Genomic DNA, 14,578 nt, shown 5'->3' on the forward strand with positions numbered 1-14,578 from the left:
GCTCGGCCGACGTCCCGTCAGCGCTCGGTGACCTTGCCGTCGGCGACCTCCAGGCGGCGGTTCACCCGGACCGCGTCGAGCATGCGGCGGTCGTGGGTGATCAGCAGGAGGGTGCCCTCGTAGGAGTCCAGGGCCGATTCGAGCTGTTCGATGGCCGGCAGGTCCAGGTGGTTGGTGGGCTCGTCGAGGACCAGGAGGTTGACGCCTCTGCCCTGGAGGAGGGCCAGCGCCGCCCGGGTGCGTTCGCCCGGGGACAGGGTGGCCGCCGGGCGCGTCACATGGTCCGCCTTGAGACCGAACTTGGCCAGCAGGGTGCGGATGTCGGCCGGTTCCAGGCCGGGTACCGCCGGGCGGAAGGCGTCGAGCAGGGCCTCGGGTCCATGGAAGAGCGCGCGGGCCTGGTCGACCTCGCCCAGCAGGACGCCCGAGCCCAGGGCGGCGTGGCCGGCGTCCAGCGGCACCCGGCCCAGCAGGGCGCCGAGCAGGGTGGACTTGCCGGCGCCGTTCGCACCCGTGACGGCCACCCGGTCGGCCCAGTCGATCTGCAGGGAGACCGGGCCGAGGGTGAAGCCGTCGCGGCGCACCTCGGCGTCCCGGAGGGTGGCGACGACCGCGCCCGAGCGGGCGGCCGAGGCGATCTCCATGCGCAGTTCCCATTCCTTGCGCGGCTCGTCGACCACCTCCAGGCGTTCGATCATGCGCTGGGTATGGCGTGCCTTGGCTGCCTGCTTCTCGCTGGCCTCGCTGCGGAACTTGCGGCCGATCTTGTCGTTGTCGCCGGCGGCCTTCCGGCGGGCGTTCTTGACGCCCTTGTCCATCCAGGAGCGCTGTGTCTGCGCCCGGTCCTGGAGCGCGGCCCGCTTGTCGGCGTACTCCTCGTAGTCGTCCCGGGCGTGCCGACGGGCCACCTCCCGCTCCTCCAGATAGGCCTGGTAGCCGCCGCCGTAGAGGTTGATCCGCCGCTGGGCGAGGTCGAGTTCGAGGACCTTGGTGACGGTGCGGGTGAGGAACTCGCGGTCGTGGCTGACGACGACGGTGCCGGCCCGCAGTCCGGTCACGAAGCGTTCGAGGCGCTCCAGGCCGTCCAGGTCGAGGTCGTTGGTCGGCTCGTCGAGGAGGAAGACGTCGTAGCGGGAGAGGAGCAGGGAGGCGAGGCCCGCGCGGGCCGCCTGGCCGCCGGACAGCGCGGTCATCGGCTGGTCCAGGTCGACGGCCAGGCCGAGGGTGGCGGCGACCTCGTCGGCGCGCTCGTCCAGGTCGGCGCCGCCCAGGGACAGCCAGCGCTCCAGGCCGGTGGCGTAGGCGTCGTCCGCGCCCGGTGCGCCGTCGACCAGGGCCTGGGTGGCCTCGTCCATCGCCCGCTGGGCCTCGGCGACACCGGTACGGCGGGCCAGGAACTCCCGCACGGTCTCGCCGGGCCGGCGCTCCGGCTCCTGCGGGAGGTGCCCGACGGCTGCGGTGGGCGGGGAGAGGCGCAGCTCGCCCTGTTCCGGCGCGGTGAGTCCGGCGAGCAGGCGCAGCAGGGTGGACTTGCCCGCGCCGTTGGCACCGACCAGGCCGATCACGTCGCCGGGGGCGACGACGAGGTCGAGACCGGTGAACAGGGAGCGGTCACCGTGCCCGGCGGCGAGGTTCTTGGCGACGAGGGTGGCAGTCATCAGACCGCCGATCCTAATGGCCCCGCACGGCCGCTCACGCGCCGGTCCTCGTCACCGCTCCACGGCCGTCACCAGCACGGTCCCCGCGGTGCGCGCCACGACGGGGGCCTCGCCCCGCACCGCCGCCGGGTCCGGCGGAACACGGTGCGGCCGGCGGCCGGGTTCCTCGCCGGTGCCGGGCCGGAGGTCGCGTACCCGGCAGAGATGCTGTGAGTGTTCGCACCGCGGAACCGGCCCGCGCACGGCCTGACGTGTTCCGCTAACGTCCGGTCGATGGAAACCGAACTGGACGGCGAGGTCCTGGTGGTCGGCGGTGGTGTCATCGGGCTGACCACGGCCGTGGTCCTCGCCGAGCGCGGCACACGGGTGCGGCTGTGGGCGCGGGACCCGGTCGAGCGGACCACCTCGGCGGTCGCGGGCGCGCTGTGGTGGCCGTACCGGATCGAGCCGGTGGCGTCGGCGCGGGCGTGGGCGCTGCGGTCGCTGGAGGTGTACCAGGAGCTGGCGGCGCGGCCGGAGACCACCGGCGTACGGATGGTCGAAGGGGTACTGGGCGAAACCGCGCCGGACGAGGTCGACGCGTGGGCCGCCGCGCGGCTGCCGGGGCTGCGGGCCGCCACGGCGCAGGAGTATCCCGCCGGGCCGGGGCTGTGGGCCCGGCTGCCGCTCATCGACATGCCGGCTCATCTGCCGTGGCTGCGGGAGCGGTTGCTGGCGGCGGGGGGCACGGTCGAGGCGCGTACGGTGGCGAACCTGGCGGAGACGGACGCTCCGGTCGTGGTCAACTGCACGGGACTGGCGGCGCGCGAGCTGGTGCCGGATCCGTCGGTGCGTCCGGTGCGGGGGCAGCTGGTCGTCGTGGAGAACCCGGGGATCGACACATGGATGGTCTCCACGGGGGCGGATGGTGCGATGGCGTACTTCTTCCCGCAGCCGGGGCGGCTGGTGCTCGGCGGCACGGCGGAGGAGGACGTCTGGTCCGCGGAGCCGGACGCGGCGGTGGCCGAGGCGATCGTGCGGCGGTGTGCGGCGCTGCGCCCCGAGATCGCCGGTGCCCGCGTCCTGGAGCACCGGGTGGGCCTGCGCCCCGCCCGTGACACGGTCCGGCTGGAACGCACCACGCTGCCCGACGGCCGGGTCCTGGTCCACCACTACGGCCACGGCGGCGCGGGCGTCACCGTGGCCTGGGGCTGCGCGGAGGAGGCGGCGACGCTGGCCGCCGGGTGAACCGGCCGCCCGCTGATCGGCTGGGGTGTGTCACAGCGCGGGTGGTACAGCGATACTGCTGCGCATGACGAACGGGACCGAGGGCCTGACGATCGACGAGCTGGCGGCCCGGTGCGGGGTCACCGTGCGCACGGTCCGTTTCTACGGCACCAAGGGCCTGCTGCCGCCGCCGGTGATCGGTCCCCGGCGGGTCGGCCGTTACGGGCGGGAGCATCTGGCCCGGCTGGAGCTCATCGAGGAGCTGCAGAGCCGGGGCATGACGCTGGCGGCGATCGAACGGTACCTGGGGCAGCTGCCGCCGGACCTGAGTGTGCGGGATCTGGCCATCCAGCGGGCGGTGGTGGCGTCCTGGGCGCCCAGCACGGTGGAGACGGTCTCGCGCGGGGAACTGGAGCGCCGGGCGGGGCGGGCGCTGGGTGAGGAGGACCTGAAGCGGCTGGCGGCGATGGACGTCGTGGAGCGGGACGGTGAGGCCCCCGGGTCCTTCCTCGTGGACACGGGGCTGCTGCGGCTCGGTGTGGAACTGCTGGACGTACCGCTGTCGCACGAGACGATCCTCGCCGCCCGTACGGCGCTCACCGAGCACTCCCGCACGGCGGCCCACGAGTTGTCGCGGCTGCTGCGCGACGCGGTCGCGGACAAGGACACGCGGGATGTGCGGTCCTTGTCCGCCCGGATGCAGCCGCTCGTGGTGCAGGCGCTCCTCACGACCTTCCAGCGGTCGCTGAAGGAGGAGCTGCGGGAGTGGCTCGACGAGGAGGGGTGAGCCCCGGGAAGGACGTCAGCGGGCGTCCGTGAAGACTTCCCCCTTCTCCGCCTTCTCCACCAGCAGGGCCGGCGGGTCGAAGCGCTCGCCGTAGCGCTCGGCGAGTTCGCGCGCGCGGGCCACGAATCCGGGCAGGCCGCCCTCGTAGCCGTTGATGTACTGCAGGACGCCACCGGTCCAGCCGGGGAAGCCGATGCCGAGGATCGAGCCGATGTTGGCGTCGGCGACGGACGTCAGCACGCCCTCCTCCAGCAGCCGGACGGTGTCCAGCGCCTCGGAGAACAGCATGCGTTCCCGCATGTCGCGGAACGGGATCTCGCGGCCGGGCTCGGTGAAGTGCTCGCGCAGGCCCGGCCACAGGGCGCCGCGCTTGCCGTCCTCGCCGTACTCGTAGAAGCCGGCGCCGCCGCTGCGGCCGGGGCGGCCGAACTCGTCGACCATGCGGTCGATGACGGCTTCGGCGGGGTGCGGGGTCCAGGTTCCGCCGGCCTCCTCGACGGCCCGCTTCGACTCGAGGCGGATCTTGCGGGGCAGGGTGAGGGTCAGCTCGTCCATCAGCGAGAGCACCTTGGCGGGGTAGCCCGCCTGGGCCGCCGCCTGCTCCACCGACGCCGGCTCGATGCCCTCGCCGACCATGGCGACGCCCTCGTTGATGAAGTGGCCGATGACGCGGGAGGTGAAGAAGCCGCGTGAGTCGTTGACGACGATCGGCGTCTTGTTGATCTGCCGTACGAGGTCGAAGGCGCGGGCCAGCGTCTCGTCGCCGGTGCGCTCGCCCTTGATGATCTCGACGAGCGGCATCTTGTCGACGGGCGAGAAGAAGTGCAGCCCGATGAAGTCGCCCTGGCGCTCGACGCCTTCGGCAAGGGCGGTGATGGGCAGGGTGGAGGTGTTGGAGCACAGCAGCGCGTCGGGGGCGACGACGTCCTGGATCTCCTGGAACACCTTGTGCTTGAGGGAGGTGTCCTCGAAGACGGCCTCGATGACCGCGTCGCAGCCGGCCAGGTCGGCGGCCTCGGCGGTGGGCGTGATCCGTGCGAGCAGCGCGTCGGCCTTCTCCTGGCTGGTACGGCCCTTGGCGACGGCCTTGGCGCACAGCTTCTCGGAGTAGCCCTTGCCCTTGGCGGCGGACTCCGGGGAGACGTCCTTGAGGACGACGTCGATGCCCGCGCGGGCGCACGCGTAGGCGATGCCGGCGCCCATCATCCCGGCGCCGAGTACGGCGACCCTGCGGACCGTGCGGGGCTCGATGCCCTGGGGACGGTTGGCGCCGGAGTTGACGGCCTGGAGGTCGAAGAAGAACGCCTGGATCATGTTCTTCGACGTCTGTCCGGCGGCCAGTTCCACGAAGTAGCGGGCCTCGATGACCTGGGCGGTCTCGAAGTCGACCTGGGCGCCCTCGACGGCGGCGGCCATGATGTTGCGCGGCGCCGGGTAGGGGGCGCCGCCCGTCTGCTTGCGCAGGGTGGCCGGGAAGGCGGGCAGGTTCGCGGCGAACTTGGGGTGCGCGGGGGTGCCGCCGGGGATGCGGTAGCCGGGCCGGTCCCAGGGCTGGGCGGACTCGGGGTGGGCATCGATGAAGGCGCGGGCCTTGGCGAGCATGTCCTCGTGGCTGTCGGCGATCTCGTCGACCAGGCCGTTGTCCAGGGCGCGGCGCGGGCTGTACTGGGTGCCCTGGAGGAGCACCTTCAGCAGCGCGTCGGTGATGCCGAGCATCCGCACGGTGCGGACCACACCGCCGCCTCCGGGCAGCAGACCGAGGGTGACCTCGGGGCAGCCGATCTTGGAGCGGGGGGCGTCGAGGGCGATGCGGTGGTGGCAGGCCAGGGCGAGTTCGTAGCCGCCACCGAGGGCCGCGCCGTTGATCGCGGCGACGACGGGCTTGCCGAGGGTCTCGATGCGGCGCAGCTGGCGCTTGAGCGCCATACCGCCGTCGAACAGCTGCTGGGCGGTCTCGGGCGTGACCCGGATCAGGTCGCGCAGGTCCCCGCCGGCGAAGAAGGTCTTCTTGGCGGAGGTGATGACGACACCGCGGATCGTGTCCTTCTCCGCCTCCAGGCGGTCGGTGATCGCGGCGAGGGAGTCGCGGAACGCCTGGTTCATGGTGTTCGCGGACTGGTGGGGATCGTCGATGACGAGGGTGACGACGCCGGTGCGGTCCTGTTCCCAGCGGATGGTGGTGCTCGCGGTCATGAGGGAGTCTCCGTGAATAGGGTGGCGGGTCGCTGGGGTTTCAGAGGCGTTCGACGACGGTGGCGATGCCCATGCCGCCGCCCACGCACAGGGTGGCCAGGCCGTAGCGCTTGTCCTGGCGCTCCAGTTCGTCGACGAGGGTGCCGAGGATCATCGCGCCGGTCGCGCCGAGGGGATGGCCGAGCGCGATGGCGCCGCCGTTGACGTTGACCTTGTCCAGCGGCAGGCCCATGTCCCGCGCGAAGCGCAGGACGACCGCGGCGAACGCCTCGTTGATCTCGACCAGGTCGATGTCGTCGATGGTCAGCCCGGCCTTGGCGAGGGCCTTGCGGGTGGCGGGGGCGGGGCCGGTGAGCATGATGGTGGGCTCGGAGCCGGAGACGGCGGCGGAGACGATCCGTGCGCGGGGCGTGAGTCCGTAGCGTTCCCCGATCTCGCGGGAGCCGATGGCGACCAGGGCGGCGCCGTCGACGATGCCGGAGGAGTTGCCCGCGTGGTGGACGTGGTCGATCCTCTCCACCCAGTGGTACTTCTGCAGCGCGACGGCGTCGAACCCGCCCAGCTCACCGATGTCCGCGAACGACGGCTTCAGCCTGGCCAGCGAGTCGGCGGTGGTACCCGGGCGCGGGTGCTCGTCCCGGTCGAGGACGACCAGGCCACTGCGGTCCCGCACCGGGACGACCGACCGCTCGAAGCGGTTCTCCTTCCAGGCGGCGGCCGCCCGCTCCTGCGACAGGGCCGCGTACTCGTCGACATCGCGCCGGGAGAAGCCCTCGATGGTGGCGATCAGGTCCGCGCCGATGCCCTGCGGCACGAAGTCGACGGCGAGGTTGGTCATCGGGTCGTTGAACCAGGCCCCGCCGTCGCTGCCCATGGGCACCCGGGACATGGACTCCACTCCCCCGGCCAGGATCAGGTCCTCCCAGCCGGAGCGGACCTTGGCGGCGGCCAGGTTGACGGCCTCCAGACCGGAGGCGCAGAAGCGGTTCTCCTGCACACCGGCCACGGTGTCCGGCAGTCCGGCCGCGATGGCGGCGATACGGGCGATGTCGGAGCCCTGGTCGCCGACGGGACCGACCACGCCGAGGACGATGTCGTCCACGGCAGCCGGGTCGAGGTCCGGGAAGCGGGCGCGGATCTCGTGGATCAGCCCGACCACCAGGTCGATGGGCTTGGTGCCGTGCAGGGCTCCGTCGGCCTTGCCACGCCCGCGCGGGGTGCGGATCGCGTCGTACACGTACGCTTCGGTGCTCACGAGGAGGCCTTTCGCTGAGGGTTCGAGGGCTCGGAGGAGTTCGAGGGGGCCGGGTCCGCGGGGCGGGGCAGGTCCCAGTCGCGGGCCACGTCGTCGGTGTCGGCGCCGGGCCGGACGGGTCCGGTGCGGATGCGGGCGGGGGTCGCGGAGAACCGTGGGGCCGGGGCGGGCTGGCGGATGCCGCCGTGATCGGTGAAGGTGCCGCGGGCGGCGAGGTGCGGATGGTGCGGGGCCTCGCGGAGGGACAGCACGGGCGCCACGCACGCGTCGCTGCCCTCGAAGACGGCCGTCCACTCGTCACGGGTGCGGGCCTCGAAGCGGGCGGCGACCCGCTCGCGCAGCTCCGGCCAGCAGGTGACGTCCCCGTGGGCCTCCGTCAGGTCGTCGAGGCCGAGCAGGCGCAGGAACTCCGCGTAGAACCGCGGTTCGAGCGCACCGACCGCCATGTGCCTGCCGTCGGCGGTGCGGTAGGTGCCGTAGTAGGGGCAGCCGCCGTCGAGGAGGTTGGCGCCGCGCCGGTCCTGCCAGGCTCCGGCGGCGAGCATGCCGTGGATCATCGCGGAGAGGTGGGCGGTGCCGTCCACGATGGCGGCGTCGACGATCTGTCCCGTGCCGGTCGCGCGCGCGTGGTGCAGGGCGGCGAGGACGCCGACGACGAGGTAGAGGGAGCCGCCCGCGTAGTCACCGAGCAGGTTGGCCGGGACGGCCGGGGGCCGGTCCGGGTCGCCGATCATGCCGAGGGTGCCGGTGAGGGCGATATAGGCGATGTCGTGTCCCGCTCGGTCGGCGAGTGGGCCTTCCTGCCCCCAGCCGGTCATCCGGCCGTAGACCAGGCGCGGGTTGCGGGCGTGGCAGTCGGCGGGGCCGACGCCGAGACGCTCGGCGACGCCGGGGCGGTAGCCCTCGATGAGGACGTCGGCCCGTTCGGCGAGGTCCAGGACGCGGGCGGGTCCTTCGGGTGCCTTCAGGTCCACGATCACGGAGCGCTTGTTGCGGTGGGTGATGTCGCGGGCCGGGTCGATGCCCAGGCCGGGGCCGCCCGGCCGGTCCACGCGGACGACATCGGCACCCAGGTCGGCCAGCAGCATGGCGGCGAACGGGCCCGGCCCGATCCCGGCCAGTTCGACCACCCGCACGCCGGCGAGCGGACCGCCCTGCGGCGTCTGCGCCTTCGTCATCGAGCCCCCATCGCCTGTGACACTCCTGGTGTAACACCCGTGATGTTAAGAACACGTTCCACCCGGCACAAGACCGGGCGAGCAAGCGCTTAGCCACTGTACGGGGCGGTGTCTCCGCGCGCCCCGTCGGCGTGCGCCGGTTCGCGCCGCGAACCGTCCCGCGTTCGAGGGCACGGTCATCGCTTTCCTCCGGGGCTCGTCGTCGGGCTCCGCATCCCTCACGCTAGCCTCGGCCACCGACAGCGGCGCGGCTGCACGATCAAGGGGTGTCATGAGCAGGCTGAACAGGACGGACCGTCCGTACGACATCGTGCTTTTCGGAGCGACCGGCTTCGTCGGGACGCTGACCGCGGAGTACCTCGCCGCCCATGCCCCCGCCGGGCTGCGCTGGGCCGTCGCCGGCCGCAGCACCGAGAAGCTGGAACGGCTGCGGGAGCGGCTGCCCGGCGGCGCGGGGATCGGACTGCTGCGGGCGGACGTGTCCGACCCGGCCTCGCTGCGCGCCCTTGCCGAGCACGCCCGCGTGGTCGCCACGACCGTGGGCCCGTACGCGCTGTACGGCGAGGAACTGGTCGCCGCCTGTGCGGACACCGGGACGGACTATGTCGACCTCACGGGTGAGCCCGAGTTCGTGGACCTGATGTACATCCGGCACGACGCACGCGCGCGGGAGACCGGGGCGCGGCTGGTGCACGCCTGCGGCTTCGACTCGGTACCGCACGACCTGGGCGCGTACTTCACCGTGCGGCACCTGCCGGAGGGGGTGCCGCTGACCGTGGACGGGTTCGTCACCACCGACGCGGTCTTCTCGGGCGGGACCTTCGCCTCGGCGCTGAACCAGTTCGCCGCGCACCGCCGGATCCGCGCGGCCGCCCGCGAGCGCGGACACCACGAACCGCGGCTGGTGGACCGCCGGACCTCGGCCCCGCTGGGCGCGCCGCGCTACGCGCCGGAGGTCGGTGCCTGGGCCCTGCCGCTGCCGACGATCGACGGGCAGATCGTGCACCGGTCGGCGAAGGCGCTCGACCGGTACGGCCCCGACTTCCGCTATCGGCACTACGCCGCCGTGCGTCGTCTCCCGGTGGCGGTGGGCGGGGTGGCGGCCGTGGGCGCGCTGGTCACGGCGGCCCAGCTGCCGCCGCTGCGGCGCCGGCTCTCCGACCGGCTCAAGCCCGGCGAAGGACCGGGCCCCGAGAGGCGCGCCCGGAGCTGGTTCACCGTCCGCTTCGTCGGCGAGGGCGGCGGACAGCGGGTGTACACGGAGGTGGCGGGCGGCGACCCCGGTTACGACGAGACGGCGAAGATGCTGGCCGAGGGCGCCCTCTGCCTCGCCTTCGACGACCTCCCGCCGACGGCGGGGCAGGTCACGACGGCGGTGGCGATGGGTGACGCGCTGATCGACCGCCTGCGCACGGCGGGCCTCCGCTTCCGCGTCGCCGCGACCCGCTGACCGCGCGGCCGGACAGGTGTACGCGTACCCCGTACGTCTCCGGCCGCCGCACCCTCAGAACACGTGGTCCGACCAGCCGTCCGGGTCCTGGATCACCTTGAACAGGAGCATGCCGAAGGTCGCGCCGTCGTACAGGGTTCCGCTGTATTCCGGCGGGATCCGCTTCCCGTTGATGACGACCGTCGGGGTGCCGGGGCCCTCGGGTTCCGCCGCTCCCCCGGCCCGCTCGTACGCCTTCTCCGACGCGGTGACGAAAGCGCGGTACTTCATGGACCTGACGGCCTTGTCGAACGACGGGCCGCGCAGCCCCGGGACCTCGGAGGCCAGTTCCAGCAGGCGGTCGTCGGTGTAGCCGTCGTCGGTCTCCTCGGGCTGGTTGGCGTAGAGCACCCGGTGGTACTCCACGAACCTGTCCTCCTCCAGCGCGGCACGCAGCGCGTTGACCGCCTTCTTCGAACCGCTGCCGCCGACGCGGTCGTCCAGGAAGGAGGCGAGGGTGTACTCGGCCCTCACCTGACGACCGCGCAGCGCCTCATCGACCAGGGAGCCTCCCCCGTCGACCTCGAAGTCGCGGCAGTACGGACAGCGCGGATCCTCGTACAGGTGGACGACCGTCTTCGCCTTCGGGTCGCCCGCCTGGATGGTGGTGCCGTCCGCGCCCAGTCGCTCCGGCACGTCCTCCGCGCTCTTGTACGGCTCCGCCGGTGCCGCGGCGGCGCTCGTGGGCGTGCTGTCGGGCTGTCTCCCGCGCTCGCCGCAGCCCACCAGTACGAGCGCCGCGATGGCGAGCGCCATGGCTCTTCGTCCCCCACGCCTCACAATGGTCCCCTCCCCTTGATCGGCGTGTCATTAGATCATCCCGGGGCCTGGGAAGGCTGGGCGGTGGTCTCCGCGAGTGCCCGGCGGCACAGGGTGTCCGCCCTGCGGGTGGTCTCGGGGAGGCGGTAGGCGGGGGTCAGGGCGAGGGTGTGGGCGCAGGCGTTGTCCAGGCTCACCCGGTGGCCGACCGAGACGAAGACCGGCTTGACGGCGTCCCTGGTGCGCAGGGCACGGCCGACCTCCTCGCTGCCGTCGAGCAGCGGGGAGGTGCTGCCGCGCGAGGTGCCGGGTACGGCGTGGGTGAAGGTGAAGGGATTCTTGGCGACACCGATCGTCGGCAGGCCGGTGAGCACGCCGAGGTGGCTCGCCAGGCCGAAGCGGCGGGGGTGGGCGAGGCCGTAGCCGTCGCAGATCACCAGGCCGGGCGGGCACGGCAGGGCTTCCAGGGCGGCGAGCACGGTGGGGATCTCGCGGAAGGCGAGCAGTCCGGGGACGTACGGGAAGGAGATCCGGCCGACGGCCGTGGTCTCGGCGACGACGTCCAGGGTCGCCGCGTCCAGGACGACGGCCGCGGCGGCGACGACGTCCCGTTCGTCGTCGTACGCCACGTCCACGCCGGTGACCCGGCCCGACCCGGGCGGCGGGCCCGGTTCGTCGAGCACCACCCGCGCGCGGAGTCCGTCCTGGACCGCGCGGGCCTCTTCCTCGGTCACGGGCCAGCCGGCGGGTGTGGGTACGGTCGTCATGGTGCCCCTGAGCCTACGGGGCGGGGGTGCTCCGCGCGGAAGGCGGTCCCCGGCCGGGGGCCTGCGCGCGGCGGCGGCTCACTTGCCGAGCGCGCGCTGGAGCTGGCTCTTGTTCATGTTCGAACGGCCCTCGACGTTCCGCTTCTTGGCCTCTTCGTACAACTGGTCGCGGGTGGGCCCCTGGGAGCCCTTGCCGGAACGCTGCCCGCCGCGCCTGCCGGACGACATGTCCTGCGTCGACGTGCGGCTGGCCGTCTTCGACTCGCCGGAGCGGGCGCGCTCCTTGTTCACCGTCCGGGCGGCGATCTCCTTGGCGCGTTCGGTGCTCTCGCCCCGGTCCTCCGCGCCCTCCTTGATGTGCTCGTACTGACGCTCCCGCTTGGGGCTGGATCCGCGTGGCATGTCCGCTCACTTCCTCTCGCGTACGACGAACGGGTACCCACGCCGACGGCGTTCAGGGCACCCCGCACGCGTCAGTGCTCCAGACGGGCCACCCGTCCCTTCTCCCCCGCCGCCCAGCAGCCGTGGTCGGGCGTGCAGTCGACCGTGTCGAACGAGCCGCTGTCCACGGTCCGCCAGGTGCGGCCGGCGTCGGTGGTCAGGTCGGTTCCGGTGGGGCCGACCGCGAGGGCGGCGGTGCGGCTGTGCGGGAGCCAGGTGACGCCCGAGCGGTAGGCCGGTGGCGGGGCCGCAGCCGGGCGCCAGGTGCGGCCGCCGTCCGCGGTGCGCGCGGCGGCGTCGGGCGAGACCTGGTCGGGGCGGAAGTCACCGCCGACGGCGAGGCCGTGGGCGCGGTCGCGGAAGGCGAGGGCGAAGACGCCGCGCGCCGGGTCCCCGCCGGGGATCGAGGTGCCGGTGACCGTCCAGGTGCGGCCGCGGTCGGCGGAGTGCAGCACCCGCGCGCGTGCCGCTCCTCCGGTGGCCAGCCAGACGTCCTTCGGTCCGGAGGACACCAGGCACTGGCCGCTCGCCGCGAACCCGGCCTCGCCCTCCAGCGCGGCCGGCATCCCCTCGTCGGGCAGCACCGTCCACGAACGGCCGCCGTCGCGGGTCGACAGGATGCGGAACTTCCCGTCCACCGGGTCGCTCATCGCGAGGCCGTGGCGGTGGTCGAAGAAGGTGAGGCAGTCGTAGAAGGCGCGGGCGTCGGTGTTGCGGAAGGACTCCGTCCAGGTCGTTCCGCCGTCGTCCGTGCGGTACACCCGGGACGCCTCACCCTCGCCGATGGCCAGCACCACGGCCCGCCGCGCGTCGAACGCCTCGATGTCCCGGAACTGCAATTCCCCCGCGCCCGGCGGCGAGACGTTCCGCCAGCTCCGGCCGCCGTCGGTGGTGCGCAGGACGGTGCCCCGGGTTCCGGCCACCCAGGCGGTGCCGCGGCTGACGGCGGCCAGGCCGCGGAACCTGACCTCCGGGGTGCCGGTGTCCTTGACCGACCACCGCGGTGACGTCTGCCGGTCCGGGCCGTGCGCCTGTGCGGGTACGGCCGTCCACGCGGCCAGGGCCGCCGCGCACACGGCCACCGCGGTCATCCGCCGCCGCATCCGCCCCGTCCGTGTCGTCGGAGTCGTCCGCCTCGTCCGTCGCGTGCTCCCCGAGCGCCTCATGGCGGGCGAAGCTAGTCCACCGCCGGGATGCCGTCCAGAGGGCCTTCCGCCGGAGCGTTCGCCCCGAGGGGCGAGCGGGGAGAGCCGTGTCACCCGAGTGCATGAACGCGGTGACAGAGGTCACTCGCAGTTCGTGTGCACGGATTGGCTGCTTCCGTCGTCTCTTCCGGTAGCCGACCCGATCCGCCCGGAAGCCCGTCCAGCCGTCACGAGGGAGCAAGGCGTTGTCCACCGTCATTGAGCAGCCCGTAGAGGCCCGTCTGGTCGCCGCCGCGCCGCGGATGCCGAACATCCCCGCCACGTTGCACTACGACCGTGACGACCCGTTCGCCGTCCGCATGACCTTTCCGGCGCCCGCCACCCTCGAGGGCGTCGAGGTCTGCTGGACCTTCGCGCGGGAGCTCCTCGCCGCGGGCCTGGAAGGGCCCGAGGGTCATGGCGACGTACGGGTCCGTCCGTACGGCTACGACCGCACCGTGCTGGAGTTCCACGCCCCCGAGGGGACCGCTGTCGTGCATGTCCGCTCGGGCGAGGTCCGCCGGTTCCTGGACGCCACGGGCGAGTTGGTGCCGGCCGGACTGGAACACCTCCGGCTCGATCTCGACCACCGCCTCGCGGAGCTGATGCGCGACGCCTGAGGGCAGGGCGGCGTCACGGGCCCTCGTGCATCAGGGTGTTGAGCGTCGTGGACGCCAGTCCGCCGGCCTGTGCCTGGTACGTCCCGGTGTCGAGCAGCTCTCGCGCCGCGCGCTGGACCAGGGCGTACGCGGCCCGGGCGAGGCCGGAACCGACGCTGATCCGGGCCACCCCCAGCGCGGCCAGTTCCCCGGTCGGCGGGGCGCCGGGACCGGCCAGCACGTTCAGCGGCGCGTGGATCCGGCCGGCGAGCTCCCGCACGGTCCCCGGGTCGACGGTCCCGGGGACGAAGATCCCGTCGGCGCCCGCGGCGAGGTAGGCGTCGGCGCGCTCCACGGTCTCGTCCAGTCCCCCGGCGCCGCGCAGGAAGGTGTCGATTCGGGCGTTGACGAACAGCGGCACGCCGGTCGCGTCGGCGGCCGCACGGGCGGCGGCGATGCGTTCGGCCTGCTCGCCGGCCGGACGCAGGGTGTCCGGGCCGGTGCCGTGCAGGGTGTCCTCGATGTTCACCCCGACCGCGCCCGCCGCGAGCACGGCGCGCACGGTGTCACCGACTCCCGCCGGGTCCTTGGCATAGCCGCTCTCGATGTCGGCGGTGGTGGGCACGCGGACGGCCCCGGCGATCTCCGCGACGACGCGCAGGGCCCGCTCGCGGTCCAGTTGGTCCCCGTCCGCCGCCCCGAGGGCCCAGGCGACCCCGGCGCTACTGGTGGCCACGGCGCCGGCACCCGCGTCCTGGACCAGACGGGCACTGGCGATGTCCCAGGCGTTGGGCAGGATCAGCGGGCGCCCCGGGACGTGCAGGGAGCGGAAGGCGAGGGCGCGGTCACGGCGCTCTGCGGCGGAGTTCGTCATACCCGCCACTCAACCATCCGGGCAGGCGTCCTGGCCCGCGAGATTCCGACAGGAACGTGCGGGCCCGCATCGACCAGGGGTGTCCGGCGGATCGACCAGGGGTGTCCGGCGGGTGGGGCCGCAGGCAACCGACGGTATCCGGCCGGGTGGGGTCCCATGCGTTCAGATGCAAGGGCGGAGGAGGAGGC

General features: G+C 73.4%; 13 protein-coding genes. 4 read left to right on the plus strand and 9 right to left on the minus strand.

The genetic code is table 11. From position 1 onward, the window contains the following. Window positions 1–17: 17 nt before the first annotated feature. Entirely contained in the window at window positions 18–1,658 is a 1,641-nt protein-coding gene (locus ACIF9R_RS17535) for an ABC-F family ATP-binding cassette domain-containing protein (RefSeq protein ID WP_399980485.1), read from the minus strand. A gap of 273 nt (window positions 1,659–1,931) precedes the next feature. Between ACIF9R_RS17535 and ACIF9R_RS17540 the strand changes: the two genes are divergently transcribed. Both ACIF9R_RS17540 and ACIF9R_RS17545 read left to right on the plus strand, forming a co-directional pair. After that, window positions 1,932–2,885 carry an FAD-dependent oxidoreductase gene (locus ACIF9R_RS17540; protein ID WP_399980488.1) on the plus strand — a complete coding sequence of 318 codons (954 nt, stop codon included), beginning with the start codon at window positions 1,932–1,934 and terminating at the stop codon, window positions 2,883–2,885. A gap of 64 nt (window positions 2,886–2,949) precedes the next feature. Then, a complete protein-coding gene (locus tag ACIF9R_RS17545) occupies window positions 2,950–3,651 on the plus strand; it encodes a MerR family transcriptional regulator (RefSeq protein WP_399980490.1) in 702 nt (233 codons plus the stop codon). Between the two features lie 15 nt (window positions 3,652–3,666). Here the strand turns inward: ACIF9R_RS17545 and ACIF9R_RS17550 are convergent, their stop codons facing one another. From ACIF9R_RS17550 to ACIF9R_RS17560, 3 genes are read right to left on the minus strand one after another with little or no spacing between them, the layout of a single operon-like run. Next, window positions 3,667–5,844, minus strand: a complete 2,178-nt coding sequence (locus tag ACIF9R_RS17550; protein WP_399980493.1) for a 3-hydroxyacyl-CoA dehydrogenase NAD-binding domain-containing protein — start codon at window positions 5,842–5,844, stop codon at window positions 3,667–3,669. Between the two features lie 40 nt (window positions 5,845–5,884). After that, complete coding sequence (locus tag ACIF9R_RS17555) at window positions 5,885–7,099, minus strand: acetyl-CoA C-acetyltransferase (protein ID WP_399980496.1); 1,215 nt, start codon at window positions 7,097–7,099, stop codon at window positions 5,885–5,887. Further along, window positions 7,096–8,277, minus strand: a complete 1,182-nt coding sequence (locus ACIF9R_RS17560) for a CaiB/BaiF CoA transferase family protein (RefSeq protein ID WP_399980497.1) — start codon at window positions 8,275–8,277, stop codon at window positions 7,096–7,098. The genes ACIF9R_RS17555 and ACIF9R_RS17560 overlap by 4 nt, the downstream gene beginning before the upstream one ends. 271 nt (window positions 8,278–8,548) lie before the next feature. On the opposite strand from ACIF9R_RS17560, the gene ACIF9R_RS17565 reads away from it, so the two are divergent. Further along, on the plus strand, window positions 8,549–9,727 hold the full coding sequence (locus ACIF9R_RS17565; protein ID WP_399980499.1) for a saccharopine dehydrogenase family protein: 1,179 nt from the start codon (window positions 8,549–8,551) through the stop codon (window positions 9,725–9,727). A 54-nt stretch (window positions 9,728–9,781) separates the two neighbouring features. On the opposite strand, the gene ACIF9R_RS17570 is transcribed toward ACIF9R_RS17565, so the two are convergent. The 4 genes from ACIF9R_RS17570 to ACIF9R_RS17585 all read right to left on the minus strand — a co-directional run bounded on the left by ACIF9R_RS17570 (window position 9,782) and on the right by ACIF9R_RS17585 (window position 12,824). Beyond that, on the minus strand, window positions 9,782–10,522 hold the full coding sequence (locus tag ACIF9R_RS17570) for a DsbA family protein (protein WP_399980502.1): 741 nt from the start codon (window positions 10,520–10,522) through the stop codon (window positions 9,782–9,784). A 59-nt stretch (window positions 10,523–10,581) separates the two neighbouring features. Then, entirely contained in the window at window positions 10,582–11,292 is a 711-nt protein-coding gene (locus tag ACIF9R_RS17575) for an endonuclease V (RefSeq protein WP_399980505.1), read from the minus strand. A gap of 78 nt (window positions 11,293–11,370) precedes the next feature. After that, the gene (locus tag ACIF9R_RS17580; RefSeq protein WP_399980507.1) at window positions 11,371–11,694 is read right to left on the minus strand and encodes a plasmid stabilization protein; all 324 of its coding nucleotides are present in this window, start codon (window positions 11,692–11,694) and stop codon (window positions 11,371–11,373) included. 71 nt (window positions 11,695–11,765) lie between these two features. Continuing rightward, a complete protein-coding gene (locus ACIF9R_RS17585; protein WP_399980509.1) occupies window positions 11,766–12,824 on the minus strand; it encodes a WD40/YVTN/BNR-like repeat-containing protein in 1,059 nt (352 codons plus the stop codon). 299 nt (window positions 12,825–13,123) lie between these two features. Between ACIF9R_RS17585 and ACIF9R_RS17590 the strand changes: the two genes are divergently transcribed. Further along, window positions 13,124–13,537, plus strand: coding sequence for an SsgA family sporulation/cell division regulator (locus tag ACIF9R_RS17590; RefSeq protein WP_399980511.1), 414 nt, complete (start codon window positions 13,124–13,126; stop codon window positions 13,535–13,537). A 13-nt stretch (window positions 13,538–13,550) separates the two neighbouring features. On the opposite strand, the gene ACIF9R_RS17595 is transcribed toward ACIF9R_RS17590, so the two are convergent. Further along, window positions 13,551–14,390 (minus strand): isocitrate lyase/phosphoenolpyruvate mutase family protein, encoded by an 840-nt coding sequence (locus ACIF9R_RS17595; protein WP_399980513.1) that lies wholly within the window; start codon window positions 14,388–14,390, stop codon window positions 13,551–13,553. Window positions 14,391–14,578 lie beyond the last annotated feature (188 nt).

Source organism: Streptomyces sp. NPDC086080 (assembly GCF_044540255.1).
Lineage (GTDB): Bacteria > Actinomycetota > Actinomycetes > Streptomycetales > Streptomycetaceae > Streptomyces.

Bases quoted from the DNA above. Each gene is read 5' to 3' on its own strand.
- ACIF9R_RS17535 (WP_399980485.1), bottom strand. From the start codon at position 1,658: ATGACTGCCACCCTCGTCGCCAAGAACCTCGCCGCCGGGCACGGTGAC.
- ACIF9R_RS17570 (WP_399980502.1), bottom strand. From the start codon at position 10,522: ATGGCGCTCGCCATCGCGGCGCTCGTACTGGTGGGCTGCGGCGAGCGC.
- ACIF9R_RS17585 (WP_399980509.1), bottom strand. From the start codon at position 12,824: ATGACCGCGGTGGCCGTGTGCGCGGCGGCCCTGGCCGCGTGGACGGCC.
- ACIF9R_RS17550 (WP_399980493.1), bottom strand. From the start codon at position 5,844: ATGACCGCGAGCACCACCATCCGCTGGGAACAGGACCGCACCGGCGTC.
- ACIF9R_RS17580 (WP_399980507.1), bottom strand. From the start codon at position 11,694: ATGCCACGCGGATCCAGCCCCAAGCGGGAGCGTCAGTACGAGCACATC.
- ACIF9R_RS17565 (WP_399980499.1), top strand. From the start codon at position 8,549: ATGAGCAGGCTGAACAGGACGGACCGTCCGTACGACATCGTGCTTTTC.
- ACIF9R_RS17560 (WP_399980497.1), bottom strand. From the start codon at position 8,277: ATGACGAAGGCGCAGACGCCGCAGGGCGGTCCGCTCGCCGGCGTGCGG.
- ACIF9R_RS17545 (WP_399980490.1), top strand. From the start codon at position 2,950: ATGACGAACGGGACCGAGGGCCTGACGATCGACGAGCTGGCGGCCCGG.
- ACIF9R_RS17595 (WP_399980513.1), bottom strand. From the start codon at position 14,390: ATGACGAACTCCGCCGCAGAGCGCCGTGACCGCGCCCTCGCCTTCCGC.
- ACIF9R_RS17575 (WP_399980505.1), bottom strand. From the start codon at position 11,292: ATGACGACCGTACCCACACCCGCCGGCTGGCCCGTGACCGAGGAAGAG.
- ACIF9R_RS17540 (WP_399980488.1), top strand. From the start codon at position 1,932: ATGGAAACCGAACTGGACGGCGAGGTCCTGGTGGTCGGCGGTGGTGTC.